The following is a 19753-nucleotide window of genomic DNA, read 5'->3' on the forward strand; positions in this document are numbered from 1 at the left end:
GAAGACCCCCAGGCCAAGGCCTGGGGGTCTTTGTCGTGGGCCCGGTTGGGGCTTCCCAGGTCACCGAACGGTATCGGTCCGTGTGTATTGTTGGCCGTCAGAAGTACCCAACGTCAACGAAAGACGAGGTCGCGCGGTGAAGAAGCTGCTCCTGGTCGCACTGGCCGCCATCGGCGGGCTCCTCGTGTACCGCCAGATCCAGGCGGACCGCGCCGAGCAGGACCTGTGGACGGAGGCAACCGACTCCGTGCCCTCTGGTTCCGGCGTGTGAGACCCGAAGGCTGATCCCATGAAGCCCCGGCTGCCGCTGCGGCCGGGGCTTTGTGCTGTTCTGTGACGAAAAATTGCGTTATGCAAAGATTTGGCTTGCGCTAGCAAAATCGGGGTGGGCGTGATGGTGCGGGTGTGGCGGGCGGTGGCGACGGGGGCGGTGGCCCTGGCCGTGGCGGCCGGGCCGGCCGGGGCCGGGCACGCCGCCACGGGCGCCCCGCAGCCGGTGCCCGCGTACCGCGGGGCCGCGGACGCCAAGAGGATCGAGGGGAAGCCCTCCACGGCCGGGGCCCCGCTGCTGGAGGCCGGATCGGTCTACCGGGACGACCTCGCCCCCGGAGAACGCGTCTACCGGCTCGTCCTCGACGAGAAGTCCACCGTGTACGTTTCGGCCGTCGTCCAGCCGCCGGCCGGGGCCGAGGTCTCCTACGCTGACGGCCTCGAAGTCGAGATCATGACCACCGAGGGGCGGCCCTGCCCCGGCAACCCCGGCCGGGCCGGCTTCGGTGACGACCCCGTGCCGGTCAGCGCGGTCGGCGTCCGGCTGCTGCGGGAGGACGCCGAGTGCCAGCGGGCCGGCGTCTACTACGCCAAGGTCACCCGCGAGGCGCCCAAGGACGCGGGCCGGGCAGCCTGGCCGCTGGAACTGCGGGTCCAGCGCGAGCCCGGCCTCGCCGCCGGCAGCGCCCCCGGCCCCGTACCGAGCGCGGCGCCCTCGGCCTCCCCGACCCTTCCCGGCACCGAGCCGGCGGCCCGCCCGGGCGGCACCGGCTTCAACGACGCACGGGCTCTCGGCGGCGGGGTGTGGAGCGACGACCTGCGGCCCGGCCAGACCCGGTTCTACCGGGTCCCGCTGGACTGGGGGCAGCAGCTCGCCGTCGGTGCGGAGCTCTCCGCGGCGGTGCTGACCAAGCAGTACGGCAGCGCCCCGGACGGGCTCACCGTCTCGCTCTACAGCCCCTACCGGGGGCTGATCGGGTCCAAGGGCGTCTCGTACGACGGGAAGCAGGCCGGGGCCACCCTGCCGCCGACGGCGCCGGTGGCGTACGGGAACCGCTTCTCGAACGCCAGGGAGGTGCGGGCCACCGGGGTGGCGGGCTGGTACTACATCGCCGTGACCATGGGGCGGAAGGTCGGCGAGTTCACCCAGGACGCCAGCCCGGTCCCGCTGACGCTGCGCCTGGAGGTGGGCGGTGCGGCGGCCGAGGCCCCGGCGTACGGGGAGAGCCTGACCGCGGCGGGCTTCGGCGTCGGCGCCGGCGACCGGACCGCGGCCAGGGAGGGGCTCACCGCCCCGGAGGCCGCGGAGGCGGCCAGGACCCGCTCCGTGATGCAGGTGGTGGCCGGGGCGGGCTTCGGCACGGGGACCGTGCTGCTGCTGGTGCTCGGGGGCTGGATGCTGCTGGCCCGGCGCCGCCCGGGCTAAATCCGGGTCAGGGCCCAGACGCCCACGGCGAAGCAGAGCAGCGCTGCGGCGAGGAAGGCCGCGGTGACCTTCGGCCGCGGCGGGGCGAGCCCGCTCGTACGGGCGGGCGGCGGGGGCGGCGTCGACGGGTACGGGGAGGCGGGCCCGTACGGGGAGGCGGCCGGCCGAGCGGCGGGAGGCGACTGCACGGCGGGAGCCGGCTGCGCCGGGGGTGCCAGGTGGAAGCTGCCGGTCGGGGAGGCAGCCGCCGCCGGGGCCGCCGGGGAGACCGCCACCGTGGTCTGCGGGCCCCCGGGGCCGAAGGGGGCGGGGAGCGGGCCGAGTTGGTCGAAGACCTCCACGGGCTCCTCGTCCGGGGCGGGCGGCGGCAGCAGCTCCACGGCCTCGGCAAGGGCCTTGCGGGCCCCTGTGGCCGTCTTGAACCGGCTCTGCGGGTCGGGCTGGAGGAGGTTCGCGAGGACGTCCCACAGGGGCGCGGGGACGCCCTCGGTGGCGCCGGGGGTGCCGTGGGCGAGGAAGTGCTCCACCAGGGCACGGGAGTCGGGTTTGCGGCCCTGCAGCAGGTAGAGGGCGACGAGCCCCACGGCGAAGAGGTCGGCGGGGAAGTCGGGCTCGGCGCCCAGCAGTTGCTCGGGGGCGAAATAGCCGGGCGTGCCCACCACGTGGTCGGTCTCGGTGAGGCGGGGCTCGCCCTTGCGCATGGCGATGCCGAAGTCGGACAGCCGCAGGTGCGGCCGCCCGGTTCCGGTGGCCTCCATCAGGAGGTTGGCCGGTTTGATGTCGCGGTGGACGACACCCTCCGCGTGCACCGCCGCCAGCCCCGCGAGGAGCTGGTCGAGCAGGGTGCACGCGAAGCGGGGCGGCAGCGGCCCGTAGTCCCCGATCACGTGACCGAGGGAGCCCCCGGCGACGAGGTCCATCGTGAACAGGACCTTGTCGTCGTCCGCCGCCCAGCTGGCCGGGGCGAGTACGTGGGGATGGTCGATGCGCAGCGCCTGCTCGCGCACGAACCTCAGGAGCATGTGGGCGTCGCTCTGGAGCAGGACCTTGGCGGCGACGTAGCGGCCGCGGCGGTGGTCCCAGGCCCGCCAGACGGCCCCCGCACCCCCGCGCCCGATCGGGTCGACCAGCTCGTACCGACCGGCGAAGACCTCCCCCATCGCTGTGCCCGTCCCCCGTCCCCCGTCACGCCGTCAGTTCTGGTGGGCCTCGTAGTGGGCCACCGCGTCGGCGGTGCGGCCCGCGCCGTACACCCGGAGGAACTCTGCCAGTTCGGGATGGCTCGGGGCGAGGGAGTCCGCCGCGTCGATGATGTCGCCGGCCGCGGAGACCGAGCGCAGCAGCGACTGGATCTCGCGGACGACGCGCTTGACGGTGGGTGCGCCCGAGGTGGTGGTGGACTGGCCGCTGTTGCTGAGGACGGAGCCTCCCTGGGTCTTCTTGATCTGGTCCATCCGGTCGGTGGCCTCGGCGGCGCTGACGCTGCCGTCCGCCACCTGGCCCGCCAGGTCCTGCAGGGCCTGGACCCGCTGGACCACGGCCGGGTTTCCGATCTTGGCGCGCTGGCCGCTCATCAGCTGGGAGAGCATGGGTGCCGACAGTCCGAGGACGGCAGCGAGGCGGGCCTGGTTCAAGCCGAGGTCATCTATGAGCCGACGGAAGAGAGCCCCGAGCGGCTCCCCGTACCAACTGCGCTGAAGTTCTCTGGCTCTGGCCGTGGCCTCTTGCTGTACTGCGTCCACGCTCACTACTCCCCTTCGCTGGTGCGAACCTCGCGAGCATCTTACGGAGAGTGGTCGCGGGGCGGGAGTCCCTATCATTTTGCGGGATGCGGGGGTACACCCGGTACTCTGTTCTGCGGAACGGCCACTCCTTCGCGGGGGTACGGTCGCGTCCACCTTTTCGGGGCTTTAGCTCAGTTGGTAGAGCGCTGCCTTTGCAAGGCAGATGTCAGGAGTTCGAATCTCCTAAGCTCCACACCTCAAGCTCCCTTGACCTGCGGAAACGCGGGTCAGGGGAGCTTTTTGCGGTCCTGCGTCGCCCGGACGGGTCCGTCGCGGAGCAGGGCGGCGTCGGCTGGCCGAGAGTGGGTAGAGGCACCGAGCCGGGGGGCGACACCACGCCGGAGGCGTACAGACATGGGTCTCTTCAACTTCCTGAAGTCCGACAAGAAGAAGCACGCCGCCGCCGAGAGGGCGGCGGGACGTGCGTCCGCCGACTACGCGACGAAGTACGCCGACGCCGTCTCGGCCACCAAGGCGGCCGCCGAGCGCATGGCCGCCGCTGCCCCGCCGAGGGCCGCGTCCGCGCCGCCGAAGCCCCCGGAGGCCGGCCACCCGCCGCACCGCACCCCGACCCCCGGCTCCGCGGCGCACAAGGCCGTTCCCGCGGCGCCCACCTATGAGCCGCCGATCAGCGCCGTGAAGCGTACGTACACCGTCCAGGCCGGTGACACCCTGTCCTCGATCGCCCGCCGGGAGCTCGGCAACGAGGGCCGCTGGCGCGAGCTCTACGCGATGAACCGGGGCGTCGTCGGCGCCAACCCCGAGGTGATCCAGCCGGGTCAGGTCCTCACCCTCCCCCACTGACGCCCCGCGCACCGTCCGACATGGCCACGGCAGGGGCCCGGATCCACCGGATCCGGGCCCCTGCCGTATGGCCGTGCGCGTCAGGTCTGCTGGTCCTCCGCGGCGTCCGAGGCCTCGCGCTCCTTCGCCGCCAGCTCCTCGTCGAAGCCGGTCGCGGCGCTCTCCCGCGACACCTCCGTGGCCGCCGGCGGCTCCACCAGCCAGTCCGGGTTCGACTGCTGGTCCCACCACTTCCAGGCCGCGAACGCGCCGCCGGCCAGGAGGCCGATCACCGCGACGCCCTTGAAGAGCCGGCCCGCGCGGGCCCGCCGCTCGTGGCGGCGCACCAGCTTCTGCACTTCCTTCGCCGTCACCTGGCCGCGCAGCGCCGCCAGCGCGGCGGCCGACCGCGACGCGGCCTCCTCCGCCACCGGCTGGGCCGCCGCGATCGCGCTCTCGATCCGCGGTCCCGTGTAGTCCGCCGCCTGACGTGCCGCGCGCCGGGTCTGCTTGACCGCGGTGCTCGCCACCCGGTCGACGTTCGGCGGCACGTGCATACGGGCGGCCCTCATGCGGGGATGCAGATGGGCGTCGTACGCCGTGCGGGCCTGACGCGAGGCCTGCCCGGCGGCATGGGAGACCTTCGGCGCGAGGCGTACGTTCGCCTCGTGTGCGTAGTGCACCATCGCGTCCTTGGCGTTTCCTGCGTACGGCGCCACCACTTCCGCTGCGTGCCGGGCACTGTCCCTGGCGCTCTCGGCGGCCAGGCGGACGCTGTCCTTGCGGGTCACGGGATCCTCCTCCTCGGTGGCGGACACAGTTCACCTTTCCACCCTTTGTCGGATCATGCCTGTCCCCGGGCCGCGCGGCATGCGCGACAGCGCATACGGGTGGAGGATTTCAGCCGTGTACACCCCTCCGTGGGAGGATTCGGAACCGACAGTGACGACTATGGAAGGCAGATCCGACGTGGCCGAGAAGCTCTACGCCACCCTGAAGACGAACCACGGCGACATCGAGATCGAGCTGCTGGAGAACCACGCGCCGAAGACCGTCCGCAACTTCGTGGAGCTCGCCACCGGGGCACGCGAGTGGACCCGTCCCACCGACGGCCAGAAGACCACGGACCCGCTGTACGACGGCACCGTCTTCCACCGCGTCATCAGCGGCTTCATGATCCAGGGCGGCGACCCGCTGGGGAACGGCACGGGCGGCCCCGGCTACCAGTTCGCCGACGAGTTCCACCCCGACCTGGCCTTCACCAAGCCCTACCTGCTGGCGATGGCCAACGCCGGCCCGGGCACCAACGGCTGCCAGTTCTTCATCACCGTCGCCCCCACGGCGTGGCTGACGCGCAAGCACACCATCTTCGGCGAGGTCACCGACAAGGCCGGCCAGAAGGTCGTGGACACGATCGCCGGCCTGCCGACCAACCCGCGCACCGAGCGGCCCCTGGACGACGTGATCATCCAGTCCGTCGTCGTCGAGCGGCGCTGATCCGGCCCGGGAACCTTCAGCCCCGTCCGTCCGTACTCGATACGTACCGGACCGGCGGGGCGCACCCCCGGCCCCGCCCGCTGATCGAGGGGACCGATGGACACCGACCGTCTGCCGGGCTGCTACCGCCACCCGGACCGCGACACGGGCATCCGCTGCACCCGCTGCGAGCGACCCATCTGCCCGGAGTGCATGATCAGCGCCTCGGTCGGCTTCCAGTGCCCCGAGTGCGTCCGCGCCGGGTCGGGCACGGGCCACGCCCCGGCCGCGAACGCGCCGCGCACGGTCGCGGGCGGCGTCGTCGCCGGCGATCCGCACCTCGTCACCAAGATCCTGATCGGGATCAATGCGGCGGTGTTCCTGGCGGGCCTGCTCGCGCCCGCGCTCGTGGTGCAGCTGGAGCTGCTCGGGCGGTACGCCGCGTACTTCGGCGCCCCGGTCCAGGGGGTGGCCACCGGCGAGTACTACCGGCTCCTGACCTCGGTGTTCCTGCATGCCGAGTGGTGGCACATCGCGGGCAACCTGCTGGCCGTGTGGGTCATCGGCGGGCCGCTGGAGGCGGCTCTGGGCAGGCTCCGCTACCTCGCCGTGTACCTGCTGTCCGGCCTCGGCGGAAGCGCCCTCGTCTATCTGCTGACCCCGCCCAACGTGCCGACCCTCGGGGCCTCCGGCGCCGTCTTCGGCCTGCTGGGCGCCACGGTCGTGCTGATGCGCCGCCTGCGGTACGACATGCGGCCGGTGATGACCATGGTCGTCCTCATGCTGGTGCTGACCTTCGTGCCCTTCGGCGGGAGCCTGTCGGTGTCCTGGCAGGCGCACGTCGGGGGTCTGGTGACCGGTGTACTGGTCGGCCTCGGCATGGTGGCGCCCACCGCCGGCCGCGCCCGCAGCCTCGTCCAGTGGGGGACCTGCGCGGCCGCGTTCCTGCTGGCAGCGGCGCTGATCCTGCTGCGCACGGCCGAACTCACCTGATCACACCGGCGTCAACACTCCACAGGGTTATCCACAGATCTTCTGTCTTTTCCTCAGGTGTGGATGACGCTGTGGATAACTCATGGGGAGAGCTTGCGGGGCGGTGGCCGCCCCGCTATCGGGCCCCGCTACTTCCACTGCGTGGAGACGCCGAATCCCGCCGCGATGAACCCGAATCCGACGACGATGTTCCAGTTGCCCAGGGACTCCACGGGCAGCTGTGTGTCGGTCACGTAGAAGACGACGATCCACGCGAGACCGATCAGGAACAACGCCAGCATGACCGGGGCGACCCAGCTGCGGTTCGTCAGCCTGATGGCCTGCGCCTGCTTCGTCGGCGGCGGCGTGTAGTCGTCCTTCTTGCGGATACGTGACTTCGGCACGAGGGGCTCTCCTGTCGATGCGCTGGGGACCTTGCCTGCCCCGGGCGTCCGTTAGCGTAGTGGACCTGTGGCGTTGAAGGAGAAGGGTACGTTGAGCAATTCCGACGACTCCTCCGCGGGTCCCCGTCCCCGGGCCGGTGCCGTCCGGCTGCTGACGGCCGCCGTTTTCGCCCTGGCCGGCCTGATCTTCGTCACCAGCTTCAACACGTCCAAGGGGACGAACATCCGCACGGACGCCTCGCTCCTGAAGCTGTCCGACCTGATCCACGAGCGCAGCCAGAACAACGCGCAGCTGGAACAGAGCACCGCGGCCGTACGCAGCCGCGTCGACGCCCTCGCCGAGCGCGACGACGGCAGCACCAAGGCCGAGGACGCCAAGCTGGCCGCCCTGCGCACCGCGTCCGGCACGGACGAGCTGTCCGGCAGGGGCCTGACCGTCACCCTGAACGACGCCCCGCCGAACGCCACCGCCCGCATCCCCAACGTGCCCGAACCCCAGCCCAACGACCTGGTGATCCACCAGCAGGACCTCCAGGCCGTGGTGAACGCCCTGTGGCAGGGCGGCGCCCAGGGCATCCAGGTCATGGACCAGCGGCTGATCTCGACCAGCGCCGTGCGCTGCGTGGGCAACACCCTGATCCTCCAGGGCCGGGTGTACTCGCCCCCGTACAAGGTGACGGCGGTCGGCGACCCGGGCGCGCTGCGCAAGGCCCTCGGCGCCTCGCCCGCGCTGCAGAACTACCAGCTGTACGTCGCGGCGTACGGCCTCGGCTGGAAAGTGGACGAGCACAAGGAGCTGAAACTTCCCGGCTACTCCGGCACAGTGGACCTCCACTATGCGAAGCCGGTGGACGGATCCCCGACGACCCCGAGCTCAAGCTCAAGTGCGAGCTCCGGCTCGGGGCCGACCGCGCGCTGACGCCGTCCTGCGCCTGGCCCTGCGGACGTTCAGCGAGCTGTGCCTGACCGCGGGCACCCTGATCGTCCTGTTCGTGGCCTACCTGCTGCTGTGGACGGGGGTCAAGGCCGACCAGGCCATGGACGGCGAGGTGGCCCGTCTGCACGACCGCTGGACGGCCGGGGCGCCCGCGGCGGCCCCCGCGGCCGGGGCGGGGCCCACGCAGCCTCCTGGGGCCTCCCCGGCCCCTTCAGCGGCCCCGCAGACCGACCCCGGGTACCCGTCCGGCCAGGCCTTCGCCGAGATGTACGTCCCGCGCTTCGGTCCGGACTGGAACAAGCCGGTCCTGGAGGGCACGGACGCCGAGCTGCTGAAGAAGGGGCTGGGCCACTACGCGGGCACGGCCCGGCTCGGCGGCCCCGGCAACTTCGCGGTGGCGGGCCACCGGCGGACGTACGGGGACCCCTTCAAGGACGTCCCGCGGCTGCGCCCGGGGGACGCCGTGATCCTCAAGGACGCGACGCACTGGTACACGTACACCGTCCGCGCCGGGCCGCTGCGGACCCTCCCCAGCGAGGTCGGCGTGATCGATCCGGTCCCCGCCGGGTCGCCGTTCACGGCTCCCGGCCGCTATCTCACGCTGACGACCTGCGATCCGGAATGGGGCCACAGCCACCGCCTGATCGTCTGGGCGGAGCTGACCGGGACCCGGGCGGCCGGGCAGGGCCGACCGGAGGGATTGCCGAGCTGACCCTCCGTGCCGGGCCGCTGGCTTTAGTCTGTTCGCGTACCGCCCTTGCGGTGCATGGGACGAACGTGGGACGAAAAGGAAACAGGGCGGCATGTACGGCTGGATCTGGCGGCATCTGCCGGGCAACGCGTGGGTACGCGGGCTGATCTGTCTCGTACTGGTCCTCGCGGTGGTGTTCGTACTGTTCCAGTACGTCTTCCCGTGGGCCGAGCCGCTGCTTCCCTTCAACGACGTGACGGTGGACGAGGGATCGGGAGCCACTCCGTGAGCGCGCGCATTCTGGTGGTCGACAACTACGACAGCTTTGTCTTCAACCTGGTCCAGTACCTGTACCAGCTCGGCGCGGAGTGCGAGGTGCTGCGCAACGACGAGGTCGAGCTCGCACACGCGCAGGACGGCTTCGACGGCGTCCTGCTCTCGCCGGGGCCGGGAACCCCCGAAGAGGCGGGCGTCTGCATCGACATGGTCCGCCACTGCGCCGACACCGGCGTCCCGGTCTTCGGGGTGTGCCTGGGCATGCAGTCGATGGCGGTGGCGTACGGCGGGGTCGTGGACCGGGCGCCGGAGCTGCTGCACGGCAAGACCTCGCCGGTGGTCCACGAGGGCCTCGGCGTCTTCGAGGGGCTGCCGTCGCCGTTCACCGCGACCCGCTACCACTCGCTCGCGGCCGAACCGCAGACCCTGCCGGACGTCCTCCAGGTCACGGCGCGCACCGAGGACGGGATCATCATGGGGCTCCGGCACCGGGAGCACGACGTGGAGGGTGTGCAGTTCCACCCCGAGTCCGTGCTGACCGAGTGGGGGCACCGGATGCTGGCGAACTGGCTGGTGCGCTGCGGTGACGCCGGAGCGGTCGAGCGGTCGGTGGGGCTGGCCCCGGTGGTGGGCAAGGCCGTCGCGTGACGGCGCTCGCGCCGTCCGCGCCCACGGAGGGCCGGGCCGCGCGGCGCAGGGCAGCTCAGGAGGCCGCGAAGCGCACGCGGAGACGAGCCGGCCGGCGGGCCGGAGGGCAACCCGGAGGCCGGCCCGGTGGCCGGGCGGGCGGGCGGCGGCGCAGGCGGCCCGCCTCGGGCGGCCCGCTGGTCGTGGCGAGCCGGCTGGCCGGGGAGCTGTTCATCACGCTGGGCGTGGTGATGCTGCTCTTCGTGGCCTACCGGCTCTGGTACACGAACGTGCTGGCGCAGCGCACGGCGGACGGCGCCGCCGGGTCACTGCGCCAGACCTGGGAGAGCGACCGGGGCGGGGCTGCCGCCCCGCCCGTCTCGGCCTTCGAGCCGGGACAGGGGTTCGCGATCCTGTACATCCCCAAGCTGGACGTGAAGGTGCCGGTGGCGGAGGGGATCAGCAAGCCCAAGGTGCTCGACAGGGGAATGGTCGGGCACTACGGCGAGGGGGCGCTGAAGACGGCGATGCCGGCCGACAAGCAGGGCAATTTCGCGCTGGCGGGCCACCGCAACACCCACGGCGAACCGTTCCGCTTCATCAACCGGCTGGTGCCGGGCGACCCGGTCGTGGTCGAGACCCGGGACGCGTACTACACGTACGAGATGACCTCGGTGCTGCCGCAGACGTCCCCCACGAACGTGTCGGTGATCAAGCCGGTGCCGGAGGGTTCGGGCTTCACCGCACCCGGCCGGTACATCACGCTGACGACCTGCACCCCGGAGTTCACGAGCACGTACCGGATGATCGTATGGGGCAGGATGATCGACGAACGCCCCCGCAGCCAGGGCGCTCCGCCCGCGCTGAGCAGCCCGTAAGCCACGTCGCAAGTCGCCGTAGGCAAGCCGCCGTAAGGACGAACCAGCAGTGTCACGTTCCGCGCCTCCGCCCCGCAACAGCAGTGTGCTCGCCGGGTTCCTGAGCCTGCTGGGCGAACTCCTGATCACGGCCGGTCTGGTGCTGGCCCTGTTCGTCGCGTACTCGCTGTGGTGGACGAACGTGCTCGCGGACCGGCAGGCGTCGGCGCGGGGCGACGAGGTCCGCCGCCAGTGGCAGACGGCCCCGGCGCCGGGGGCGCCGGCCGGGCCCGGTGCACTGGACACCCGGGACGGCATCGGCTTCCTGCACGTACCGGCCATGAAGAACGGCGAGGTGCTCGTGAAGCGGGGCACGGCGCCGGAAGTCCTGAACGACGGCGTGGCCGGGTATTACACGGAGCCCGTGAAATCGGCCCTGCCGTGGGACCGGCGGGGGAACTTCTCGCTGGCCGCGCACCGGGACGGGCACGGGGCGAAGTTCCACAACATCGACAAGGTGAAGAACGGCGACGCCGTCGTCTTCGAGACGCGGGACACCTGGTACGTGTACAAGGTCTTCGCGGAGCTGCGCCAGACGTCGAAGTACGACGTGGACGTGCTCGCCCCGGTCCCGAAGGAGTCGGGGCGGACGGCGCCCGGCCGCTACATCACGCTGACGACCTGCACGCCGGTGTACACGTCCAAGTTCCGCTACGTCGTCTGGGGCGAGCTGGTGCGCACGCAGCAGGTGGACGCGAAGCGGACGCCGCCGGCGGAGCTGCGCTGACGGACGCCCTGCGGGGCGGACGGGAAAGGGCCCGGTTCCTCTCGGTGAGAGGAGCCGGGCCCTTTCCCGTGCTCTGCGGCTGCGGCTGCGGCTGCGCTGCGGCCGGTGGCCGGCGGCGGCGGGTGGCTAGCGGCGGCCGCCGGTGAGGCCGCCGAAGATGCCGCCCTGCTGGCCGCCCTGCTGGTTCGCGATCGTCTGGACGTTGACGACCGTGCCCGTCGGGACGGGGGTGTTCGCGGGCGGGTCGCTCGCGATGACGATCGCGTTGTCGTCCGTCGGGCCGCCCAGCACCGCGCCGAAGCTCAGGCCCCTGGCGGCGAGTTCGGCCTTGGCCTGGGAGACCGTCTTGGTGGCCAGCTGCGGGACCTGGGTCTGCTGCGAGGCCTTGGCGATGGAGACGTTGACCGCGCTGCCCGGGGCGATCTGCTCCCCCGCCGGGTACTGCTGCTGCACGATCGTCTTCGGTGCGGCTCCGGGGGAGTCGACCTCCGTGGTGCTGCCCAGCTTGAGGTTGACGGCCTTGAGGGCCTTCTCCGCTTCGTCCCTGGTCTTCCCGAGGAGGTTCGGGACCTCGGCCTTGGACTGCTCCTTGGCGACGGTCAGGGTGACCAGGGAGCCCTTCTGCGCCTGCTGGCCGCTCTTGGGGTTCTGGTCGAGGACGATGCCGGCCGGGCGGTCGGACTCCTGGGTCTTCTTCTCGACCTGGAAGCCCTTGTCCTTGAGGGCCTTCTCCGCTTCCTCGAACTGAAGGTTGAGCACGTTGATCATCGGCAGGCTGGGCGCGCCCGAGGAGATCGTGAGCTTGATCGTGGAGCCCTTGTCGACCTTGGTGTCGGGCGCCGGGTCCTGCTTGCAGACGTTGCCCTTGGGCTGGTCCTCGCAGGCCTCGTCGGGCCCCTTCTCGACCTTGAGCTCGACGTTGTCGGCGCTCTTCTGCGCCTGCTCGAAGGTCTGGCCGATGAGCCTGGGCACGTTGGGCCGGTTGTCGGCGCCGCCGCTGAAGAGGGAGCGCCCGATGAGGATCGCGCCGACCAGTACGAGGATGCCGGCCGTGACGAGCAGGATCGTGGAGGCCCGGCTCTTCTTCTGGCGGCGCCCGTGGCCCTGGTCGTAGCCGCCGTGGCCCTGGTCCCCGTACCCGTACCCGCCGTCGCCGGGGGGCATCGGCGGGAGCATGGAGGTCTGGCCGCCGGAATCGGCGGCGCGCAGGGCGGTGGTGGGCTGGTCGTAGCCGGGGTGGCCGTAGCCGTGGCCCTGGTCGGGGTAGCCGTAGCCGGCCGCGCCCATGGCGGCGGTCGCGGCGACGGGCTGGCCCTCCAGGCAGGCCTCGATGTCGGCGCGCATCTCGTCGGCCGACTGGTAGCGGTAGTCCGGGTCCTTGACGAGGGCCTTCAGCACGATCGCGTCCATCTCGGGCGTGATCTCGGGGTCGAAGTTCGACGGCGGCTGGGGCTCTTCCCGCACGTGCTGGTACGCCACGGCGACCGGGGAGTCGCCGATGAACGGCGGCCGGACGCAGAGGAGCTCGTACAGCAGGCAGCCCGCGGAGTAGAGGTCGGAGCGCGCGTCGACCTGCTCGCCCTTGGCCTGCTCCGGGGAGAGGTACTGCGCGGTCCCGATCACGGCCGCGGTCTGCGTCATGGTCATGCCGGAGTCGCCCATGGCGCGGGCGATGCCGAAGTCCATGACCTTGACCTGGCCCGTGCGCGTGAGCATGACGTTGGCGGGCTTGATGTCGCGGTGCACGATGCCGGCGCGGTGCGAGTACTCAAGGGCCTGGAGGATGCCGATGGTCATCTCCAGGGTGCGCTCGGGCAGCAGTTTGCGGCCCGAGTGCAGCAGCTCGCGCAGGGTCGAGCCGTCGACGTACTCCATCACGATGTACGGGATGGAGATGTTGTCGACGTAGTCCTCGCCGGTGTCGTAGACCGCGACGATCGCCGGGTGGTTGAGCGAGGCGGCCGACTGGGCCTCGCGCCGGAACCGGGCCTGGAAGGACGGGTCGCGGGCGAGGTCGGCGCGCAGGGTCTTGACGGCGACGGTACGGCCGAGCCGGGTGTCGTGGGCGAGGTAGACCTCGGCCATGCCACCGCGGCCGAGCACGTGGCTCAGCTCGTACCGGCCGCCGAGGCGACGCGGCTCTTCCATAACGTTGCAGCCCTCTCCGTCAGTCCCGACCGCACCCGTGTGTGGTCCGGCGGTGTGCTGTTCGCGCAAAGGCTACCGGCCGATCGTCGGTGATCGGTTCGTGACCACAGCCTGATACCGGACCGGTACCGTACGCTCGGATCCGGGCGGGAACAGTGGTCTGGGTCACGTTCGCCTCAGCCCTTGTTCTTCAGTACGGCTTCCATCACGGCCTTGGCGACCGGGGCGGCGAGACCGCCGCCGCTGATGTCCTCGCGGTCGGCGCTGCTGTCCTCGATGACGACGGCCACGGCGACCGGGGACGTGCCGTCGGGGTTCTCGGCATACGAGATGAACCAGGCGTACGGACGCTTGGCGTTCTTCTCGCCGTGCTGGGCCGTGCCGGTCTTGCCGCCGACGGTGACGTCCTTGATCTTGGCGTTGGTGCCGGTGCCCTTCTCGACGACGTTGACCATCATCTGCTGGATCTTCTGCGCGTTGGCGGCGGAGAGCGGCCGGCTCATCTCCTGCGGCTCGTGCTTCTCGATCACGTCGAGGTTGGGCGCCGTCAGCTGGTCGACCATGTACGGCTTCATCAGCTTGCCGTCGTTGGCGATGGCGGCGGTGACCATGGCCATCTGGAGCGGGGTGGCGGCCGTGTTGAACTGGCCGATCGAGCTCTGGGCGTTGCCGTCCTTGCCCATGGTCTTGTCGTAGATGCTGGCGAACGCGCGGACCGGGGTGTCGATCTTGTCGTTGTTGAAGCCGAACTTCTCGGCGGTCTTCACCATGTTGTCCCGCCCCACCTTGTCGCCCATGTTGGCGAAGACGGAGTTGCAGGAGACCTCCAGCGCCTTCATGAGGCTGGCCTTCTCGCACCCGTTGGCGTGGTTGACCATCGGGGTCTTGGTGCCCGGGAGGATGTACGGCTCGGGGGTGTCCGTCGGCGCGTTTATGTCGGTGACGACACCGTTCTCCAGGGCCGCCGCGGAGGTGACGACCTTGAAGGTGGAGCCGGGCGGGTAGGTCTCGCGCAGGGCGCGGTTGACGAGCTGCTTGTCCTCGCTGTCCTTCAGGGCGACCCATGCCTTCTCGTCGGTCTTGGAGTTGCCGGCGAAGGTGGAGGGGTCGTACGAGGGGGTGCTGACCAGGGCGAGGATGGCTCCGGTGCGCGGGTCGATGGCCGCCACGGCGCCCTTCTTGGTGCCGAGCTTGTCGTACGCGGCCTTCTGCACCTCGGGCATCAGCGTGGTGACGACATTGCCGCCGGCCTTCTTCTCGCCGGTGAACATGCCGATGGTGCGGTCGAAGAAGAGCCGGTCGTCGTTGCCGGTGAGGATCTGGTCTTCGAGGGATTCGAGCTGCGTGGAGCCGAACGCCTGGGAGGCGTAGCCCGTCACCGGTGCCCACAGGGGGCCGTCGACGTAGGTGCGCTTGTACTTGTAGTCGCTGCCGTTGGTGACGGCGGAACCCGTGATGGCCTGCCCGCCGGCGACGATGATGTTGCCGCGCTGGGTCGCGTACTGGGCGATCTGGACCCGGCGGTTCTCCTTGCGCGTGCTGAGTTCCTGGGCCTGGACGTACTGGAGCCAGTTGGTCCGGATCAGCAGCGCGAGGATGAGCAGCCCGCAGAAGATCGAGATGCGGCGCAGGGGCTTGTTCATGACGGGCGGACCACCTGGGTCATCTCGGAGTCGGGGGACGGTGCCGGGGCCGGTGCGGGGCGGCGTGCGGTGTCGCTGATCCGGATGAGGATCCCGATGAGGGCCCAGTTGGCGAGGACGGACGATCCGCCGGACGCGAGGAAGGGCATGGTCATGCCGGTGAGCGGGATGAGGCCCATGACCCCGCCGGCGACGACGAAGATCTGGAGGGCGAAGGCGCCGGACAGGCCGATCGCGAACAGCTTGCCGAAGGGGTCGCGGGCGGCGAGGGCGGTGCGCACGCCGCGCTCGATGATCAGGCCGTAGAGCAGCAGGAAGGCCATGACCCCGGCCAGGCCGAGCTCTTCGCCGACGGTGGAGAAGATGAAGTCGGAGTTGGCGGCGAAGCCGATGAGGTCGGAATTGCCCTGGCCCCAGCCGGTGCCGAGGACGCCGCCGGAACCGAAGCTCATGATCGACTGGCCGACCTGCTCGCAGGCGCCCGACTTGGAGTAGCAGGCGAAGGGGTCGAGCCAGGCGGTGACACGGGCCTTGACGTGGCTGGCGGTGGCGCCGACGACGGCCGCGCCGCCGACGCTCATGAGCAGGCCGATGACGATCCAGCTGGTGCGCTCCGTGGCCACGTACAGCATGATCACGAACATGCCGAAGAAGAGCAGCGAGGTGCCGAGGTCGTTCTCGAAGACGAGGACGAGCAGGCTCATCGCCCAGATCATCAGGATCGGGCCGAGGTCGCGGCCGCGCGGCAGGTAGAGGCCCATGAAGCGGCGGCTGGCCAGGGCCAGGGCGTCGCGCTTCACCATCAGGTAGCCGGCGAAGAAGATGGCGATGACGATCTTCGCGAACTCGCCGGGCTGGATGGAGAAGCCGGCGACGCTGATCCAGATCTTGGCGCCGAAGACGTCGGCGCCCAGGCCCGGGATCACCGGGAGGATCAGCAGGACCAGGGCGGCGGCCATCGAGATGTACGTGAACCGCTGGAGCGTGCGGTGGTCCTTGAGCAGCAGCAGCACGCCGGCGAACAGGGCGATGGCCACCGCCGTGTACATCATCTGGCGCGGTGCGGACTCGGAGAAGGTGCCGAAGCTGCGCTTGGCCAGGTTCTGGAGCCGCTCCGACTGGTCGAGCCGCCAGATCAGGACGCAGCCGAGCCCGTTCAGGAGGGTGGCGATCGGCAGCAGCAGCGGGTCGGCGTACTTGGCGTAGCGCCGGACGACGAGGTGGGCGATGCCGGCGAGGACGGCGAGGCCGCCACCATAGGCGACCATGCCGGGCGGCAGCTTGCCGTGGATCGACAGGCCCACGTTGGCGTAGGCGAAGATCGGGATGACCACGGCGAAAACGAGCAGCAGGAGCTCGGTGTTCCGCCGGCTCGGCAGCTCGATGGCGCCGATGGTGGTCGTGTTGGTGACAACGCTCATGGTGTGGCAGGCCCCCTGTGCCCGCGTGTGACTACTGCTTTTCGCACTGGCCCACCAGCTGCTGCTCTGCGGCAGTCAGGGTGGGGCCGGGTGTCTGGCTGTTCTGCGCCTCGGCGACTCGGCGCTCCTCGTCCTTCTTGCAGGCCGAGACCTGGACGCCGAGTTCGTCGACCTTCTGGCGGGCGCTGGCGAGGCTGGTCTCGCTGATGGTGGCCTCGACCTGCTTGCGCTTGAAGGGCGGCAGGTACTTCAGTTCGATCTCGGGGCGGTCGGTCTCCACCTGGGAGAGCTCCAGCGGGCCGAGCTTCTGGCTGATGCCGCGGAACAGTGCGACGTGGTTGTCCTTGACGCCGATGTAGTACTGGGTCTGGGTCCACCGGTGGGCGGCGTAGAGGCCGCCTCCGACGACCCCGGCCACGAGCAGCAGGATCAGCGTGCGGGTGGTCCACTTGCGCCCTTTGCTGCGGCGCCTGCGGGGGTTGTCGTACGTGTCGTCGAAGCGGGCCTCGTCGTCGTACGGGTCGGGTTCGCCGAAGCTGCCGTACGCGCCGCCCCCCTGGCTCTGGTCGGGGTATCCGTAGCCGGGGGCCTCGCCGCTGCCCGGGGGCCCGAAGGCACCGGCGGGCGGGGGAACCTGGCGGCCCAGGCCCGCGGCGCGGCCGGCCGGGGTCTGCATGGCGTTGCCGCCGTCGAAGAGCTGGTGCTGGTTCTCGGCGACCGCGCCGACGACGACCGGGGTGTCGCTCAGCTGGGCGGCGAGGGTGTCCCCGCTGTCGGTGTCGAGGACGTCGGCGACGATGCAGGTGATGTTGTCGGGTCCGCCGCCGCGCAGGGCGAGCTGGATCAGGGCCTGCACGGTCTCGTGCGGGCCGTGGTAGTCGGCGAGGGTCTCCTCCAGGGTCTGGTGGGAGACGACGCCGGAGAGCCCGTCGGAGCAGATCAGGTAGCGGTCGCCGGCGCGGACCTCGCGGATCGAGAGGTCGGGTTCGACGGTGTCACCGCTGCCCAGCGCGCGCATCAGCAGGGAGCGCTGCGGGTGGGTGGTGGCTTCCTCTTCGGTGATGCGGCCCTCGTCGACGAGCCGCTGCACCCAGGTGTGGTCCTGGGTGATCTGGGTGAGGACGCCGTCGCGGAGCAGGTAGGCGCGGGAGTCGCCGACGTGGACGAGACCGAGGCGCTGGCCGGTCCACAGGAGGGCGGTCAGGGTGGTGCCCATGCCTTCGAGCTGGGCGTCCTCCTCGACCATCACGCGTAGCTGGTCGTTGGCGCGCTGCACCGCGGTGGCGAGGGAGGTCAGGATGTCGGAGCCCGGGACGTCGTCGTCGAGCTGCACGAGCGAGGAGATCACCTCGGAGCTGGCGACCTCGCCGGCGGCCTGGCCGCCCATGCCGTCGGCGACCGCGAGGAGACGGGGGCCGGCGTAGCCGGAGTCCTCGTTGCCCTCGCGGATCATGCCCTTGTGGGATCCGGCGGCGAACCGCAGGGACAGACTCATGCGCACCTGCCCTGTCGCCGCTGACTCCGGGTACAACCGGTCTCGAGCCACACTGCCCACCCTCCGGTCGGGAGCGCGCTCGGGTCCGGTCCCCGGGAGGGACGGACTGCCGCGGCTCGCTCGCTCCGCTCGCTCATTCTCGTACTACTTCCGCAGCTCGATGACGGTCTTGCCGATGCGGATCGGGGCGCCCGGCGGAATGGGCGTCGGGGTGGTCAGCCGGGTCCGGTCGAGATACGTGCCGTTGGTGGACCCGAGATCCTCGACGATCCACTGGCCGTCACGGTCGGGGTAGATCCTGGCATGGCGGCTGGAGGCGTAGTCGTCGTCCAGCACGATCGTGGAGTCGTGGGCGCGGCCCAGCGTGATCGTCTGGCCGGCGAGGGCCACCGTGGTGCCGGTGAGGGTGCCCTCGGAGACCACGAGCTTGGTGGGCGCTCCGCGGCGCTGGCGCTGCTGCGGGGGCGCGGCCTGCTGGCGGCCGCCCTGCTGCGGGGCGCCGGCGCCGCCGCCGCGGCGCGAGCCGCGCTGCGTGACGCGCGTCCCGAACAGGTCGCTGCGGATGACCTGGACGGCCACGATGACGAACAGCCACAGAACGGCCAGGAAACCCAACCGCATGACCGTCAGGGTCAGCTCTGACATTGCCCCCGCTTCACCCTTCGGCTTGCCGGTAAATGATGGTGGTGCTGCCCACGACGATCCGCGAGCCGTCGCGGAGCGTAGCGCGGGTGGTGTGCTGCCCGTCCACCACGATGCCGTTGGTGGACCCGAGATCCTGGATCGTCGAGGGCGTTCCGGTCCGGATCTCACAGTGCCGGCGGGATACGCCGGGGTCGTCGATCCGCACGTCCGCCTCGGTGCTCCGACCGAGGACGAGCGTGGGGCGGGAAATCTGGTGGCGGGTGCCGTTGATCTCGATCCAGTGGCGCCGCGGGGCGCCGCCGGCCGGGGCGGGGGCCGGTCCGCTGCCGGCCGGCCGGCGCACGGGCGGGCCCGGGGGCGGCCCGGCGGGCATGGGCGGGGCGGCGACCGGGGGGTATCCGTAGCCGCCCTGCTGGCCCTGGGGGGCCTGGGGCTGCGGCTGGGAGGTGCTGGAGGCGAGGGTGCGGCTGCGGACCCGGTAGAGACCGGTGTCGAGGTCCTCGGCCTTCTCCAGGTGCACCTTGATCGGACCCATGAAGCTGTAGCGCTGCTGCTTGGCGTAGTCGCGGACGAGGCCCGCGAGCTCGTCGCCCAGCTGGCCGGAGTACGGGCTGAGGCGTTCGTAGTCGCCGGTGCTGAGCTCGACGATGAAGTCGTTGGGGACGACCGTCCGCTCGCGGTTCCAGATCGTGGCGTTGTTGTCGCACTCCCGCTGGAGCGCGCCGGCGATCTCGACGGGCTGGACCTCGGACTTGAACACCTTGGCGAAGGTGCCGTTCACCAGACCTTCGAGTCGCTGCTCGAAACGCTTCAGGACTCCCATGGGGCACCTCCTCCGTCGTTGTCGCCCTGTACTGCTTACTGATCGTATCCACGCGTGGCGGATTCGGCTGGTTCCCCACAGGTCCTGTGTGCAGGAGTGTTGGTCCTCACAAGGGATCGTAGGGGCGCCCGGGGGACAGTGTCCCGCACCGGGAGTGCGGTGCGGGAGGGGCCCGTCGGGGCGGGGCCGCGGGGTGCGGGGAAAGCGATGTGATTCCACCCCCTGCGACGTGCTAATGTTTCGACGTCGCCAGGGGAACGGCCCGAAAGGGAAGAGCCACTGGGACGC

The 19753-nt window shown here is 71.0% G+C and carries 20 protein-coding genes, 1 tRNA gene and 1 pseudogene; 12 read left to right on the forward strand and 10 right to left on the reverse strand.

Translation table 11 applies throughout. The annotated features are described in order from the left end of the window. Nucleotides 1–136 precede the first annotated feature (136 nt). On the forward strand, nt 137–271 hold the full coding sequence (locus ABZ128_RS02780; RefSeq protein WP_208809277.1) for a DLW-39 family protein: 135 nt from the start codon (nt 137–139) through the stop codon (nt 269–271). A gap of 123 nt (nt 272–394) precedes the next feature. Further along, complete coding sequence (locus ABZ128_RS02785; protein ID WP_356845718.1) at nt 395–1696, forward strand: hypothetical protein; 1302 nt, start codon at nt 395–397, stop codon at nt 1694–1696. On the opposite strand, the gene ABZ128_RS02790 is transcribed toward ABZ128_RS02785, so the two are convergent. Together ABZ128_RS02790 and ABZ128_RS02795 are read right to left on the reverse strand one after the other, a co-directional pair. Continuing rightward, nucleotides 1693–2856 carry a serine/threonine-protein kinase gene (locus tag ABZ128_RS02790; RefSeq protein ID WP_356845653.1) on the reverse strand — a complete coding sequence of 388 codons (1164 nt, stop codon included), beginning with the start codon at nt 2854–2856 and terminating at the stop codon, nt 1693–1695. The genes ABZ128_RS02785 and ABZ128_RS02790 overlap by 4 nt on opposite strands. Nucleotides 2857–2889: 33 nt before the next feature. Then, nucleotides 2890–3438 (reverse strand): DNA-binding protein, encoded by a 549-nt coding sequence (locus ABZ128_RS02795; protein ID WP_356845654.1) that lies wholly within the window; start codon nt 3436–3438, stop codon nt 2890–2892. A 162-nt stretch (nt 3439–3600) separates the two neighbouring features. Here ABZ128_RS02795 and ABZ128_RS02800 point away from each other — a divergent pair. Beyond that, a tRNA-Ala gene (locus ABZ128_RS02800) sits at nt 3601–3673 on the forward strand. Between the two features lie 161 nt (nt 3674–3834). Beyond that, nucleotides 3835–4284, forward strand: coding sequence for a LysM domain-containing protein (locus tag ABZ128_RS02805; RefSeq protein WP_356845655.1), 450 nt, complete (start codon nt 3835–3837; stop codon nt 4282–4284). Nucleotides 4285–4364: 80 nt separating this feature from the next. Here ABZ128_RS02805 and ABZ128_RS02810 read toward each other — a convergent pair whose 3' ends face one another. Then, the gene (locus ABZ128_RS02810; RefSeq protein ID WP_356845656.1) at nt 4365–5054 is read right to left on the reverse strand and encodes a DUF5324 family protein; all 690 of its coding nucleotides are present in this window, start codon (nt 5052–5054) and stop codon (nt 4365–4367) included. A gap of 178 nt (nt 5055–5232) precedes the next feature. On the opposite strand from ABZ128_RS02810, the gene ABZ128_RS02815 reads away from it, so the two are divergent. Together ABZ128_RS02815 and ABZ128_RS02820 are read left to right on the forward strand one after the other, a co-directional pair. Continuing rightward, on the forward strand, nt 5233–5760 hold the full coding sequence (locus ABZ128_RS02815) for a peptidylprolyl isomerase (RefSeq protein WP_356845719.1): 528 nt from the start codon (nt 5233–5235) through the stop codon (nt 5758–5760). Nucleotides 5761–5856: 96 nt separating this feature from the next. Next, complete coding sequence (locus tag ABZ128_RS02820) at nt 5857–6732, forward strand: rhomboid family intramembrane serine protease (RefSeq protein ID WP_356845657.1); 876 nt, start codon at nt 5857–5859, stop codon at nt 6730–6732. 128 nt (nt 6733–6860) lie between these two features. Here the strand turns inward: ABZ128_RS02820 and crgA are convergent, their stop codons facing one another. Further along, nucleotides 6861–7115 carry a cell division protein CrgA gene (crgA, locus tag ABZ128_RS02825; RefSeq protein WP_356845658.1) on the reverse strand — a complete coding sequence of 85 codons (255 nt, stop codon included), beginning with the start codon at nt 7113–7115 and terminating at the stop codon, nt 6861–6863. 91 nt (nt 7116–7206) lie between these two features. Here crgA and ABZ128_RS02830 point away from each other — a divergent pair, with 91 nt between their 5' ends. The 6 genes and pseudogenes from ABZ128_RS02830 to ABZ128_RS02855 all read left to right on the forward strand — a co-directional run bounded on the left by ABZ128_RS02830 (nt 7207) and on the right by ABZ128_RS02855 (nt 11290). After that, nucleotides 7207–8034 carry a DUF881 domain-containing protein gene (locus tag ABZ128_RS02830; protein WP_356845659.1) on the forward strand — a complete coding sequence of 276 codons (828 nt, stop codon included), beginning with the start codon at nt 7207–7209 and terminating at the stop codon, nt 8032–8034. Next, nucleotides 8000–8764, forward strand: coding sequence for a class E sortase (locus ABZ128_RS02835; protein WP_356845660.1), 765 nt, complete (start codon nt 8000–8002; stop codon nt 8762–8764). Before ABZ128_RS02830 ends, ABZ128_RS02835 begins: the two co-directional genes overlap by 35 nt. Nucleotides 8765–8855: 91 nt before the next feature. Continuing rightward, nucleotides 8856–9032 carry a hypothetical protein gene (locus ABZ128_RS02840; RefSeq protein ID WP_356845661.1) on the forward strand — a complete coding sequence of 59 codons (177 nt, stop codon included), beginning with the start codon at nt 8856–8858 and terminating at the stop codon, nt 9030–9032. Continuing rightward, complete coding sequence (locus ABZ128_RS02845; protein ID WP_356845662.1) at nt 9029–9667, forward strand: aminodeoxychorismate/anthranilate synthase component II; 639 nt, start codon at nt 9029–9031, stop codon at nt 9665–9667. The genes ABZ128_RS02840 and ABZ128_RS02845 overlap by 4 nt, the downstream gene beginning before the upstream one ends. Before the next feature lie 14 nt (nt 9668–9681). Then, nucleotides 9682–10524, forward strand: a pseudogene (locus tag ABZ128_RS02850) (class E sortase); the annotation flags it as partial. A gap of 49 nt (nt 10525–10573) precedes the next feature. Further along, nucleotides 10574–11290: a class E sortase gene (locus ABZ128_RS02855; protein WP_356845663.1), complete on the forward strand. Its 717-nt coding sequence runs from the start codon at nt 10574–10576 to the stop codon at nt 11288–11290. Between the two features lie 126 nt (nt 11291–11416). On the opposite strand, the gene pknB is transcribed toward ABZ128_RS02855, so the two are convergent. The 6 genes from pknB to ABZ128_RS02885 form a co-directional block, all read right to left on the reverse strand. Further along, nucleotides 11417–13438: a Stk1 family PASTA domain-containing Ser/Thr kinase gene (gene pknB, locus ABZ128_RS02860; protein ID WP_356845664.1), complete on the reverse strand. Its 2022-nt coding sequence runs from the start codon at nt 13436–13438 to the stop codon at nt 11417–11419. Nucleotides 13439–13614: 176 nt separating this feature from the next. Continuing rightward, complete coding sequence (locus ABZ128_RS02865) at nt 13615–15081, reverse strand: penicillin-binding protein 2 (RefSeq protein ID WP_356845665.1); 1467 nt, start codon at nt 15079–15081, stop codon at nt 13615–13617. Continuing rightward, complete coding sequence (locus ABZ128_RS02870; RefSeq protein ID WP_356845666.1) at nt 15078–16502, reverse strand: FtsW/RodA/SpoVE family cell cycle protein; 1425 nt, start codon at nt 16500–16502, stop codon at nt 15078–15080. Before ABZ128_RS02870 ends, ABZ128_RS02865 begins: the two co-directional genes overlap by 4 nt. 31 nt (nt 16503–16533) lie before the next feature. Continuing rightward, complete coding sequence (locus tag ABZ128_RS02875) at nt 16534–17997, reverse strand: Stp1/IreP family PP2C-type Ser/Thr phosphatase (RefSeq protein ID WP_356845667.1); 1464 nt, start codon at nt 17995–17997, stop codon at nt 16534–16536. 144 nt (nt 17998–18141) lie between these two features. Then, nucleotides 18142–18642 (reverse strand): FHA domain-containing protein, encoded by a 501-nt coding sequence (locus tag ABZ128_RS02880; protein ID WP_356845668.1) that lies wholly within the window; start codon nt 18640–18642, stop codon nt 18142–18144. Nucleotides 18643–18652: 10 nt separating this feature from the next. Continuing rightward, on the reverse strand, nt 18653–19465 hold the full coding sequence (locus tag ABZ128_RS02885) for a DUF3662 and FHA domain-containing protein (RefSeq protein WP_356845669.1): 813 nt from the start codon (nt 19463–19465) through the stop codon (nt 18653–18655). Nucleotides 19466–19753 lie beyond the last annotated feature (288 nt).

This window comes from Streptomyces sp. NPDC006326 (assembly GCF_040612915.1).
Classification (GTDB): domain Bacteria; phylum Actinomycetota; class Actinomycetes; order Streptomycetales; family Streptomycetaceae; genus Streptomyces.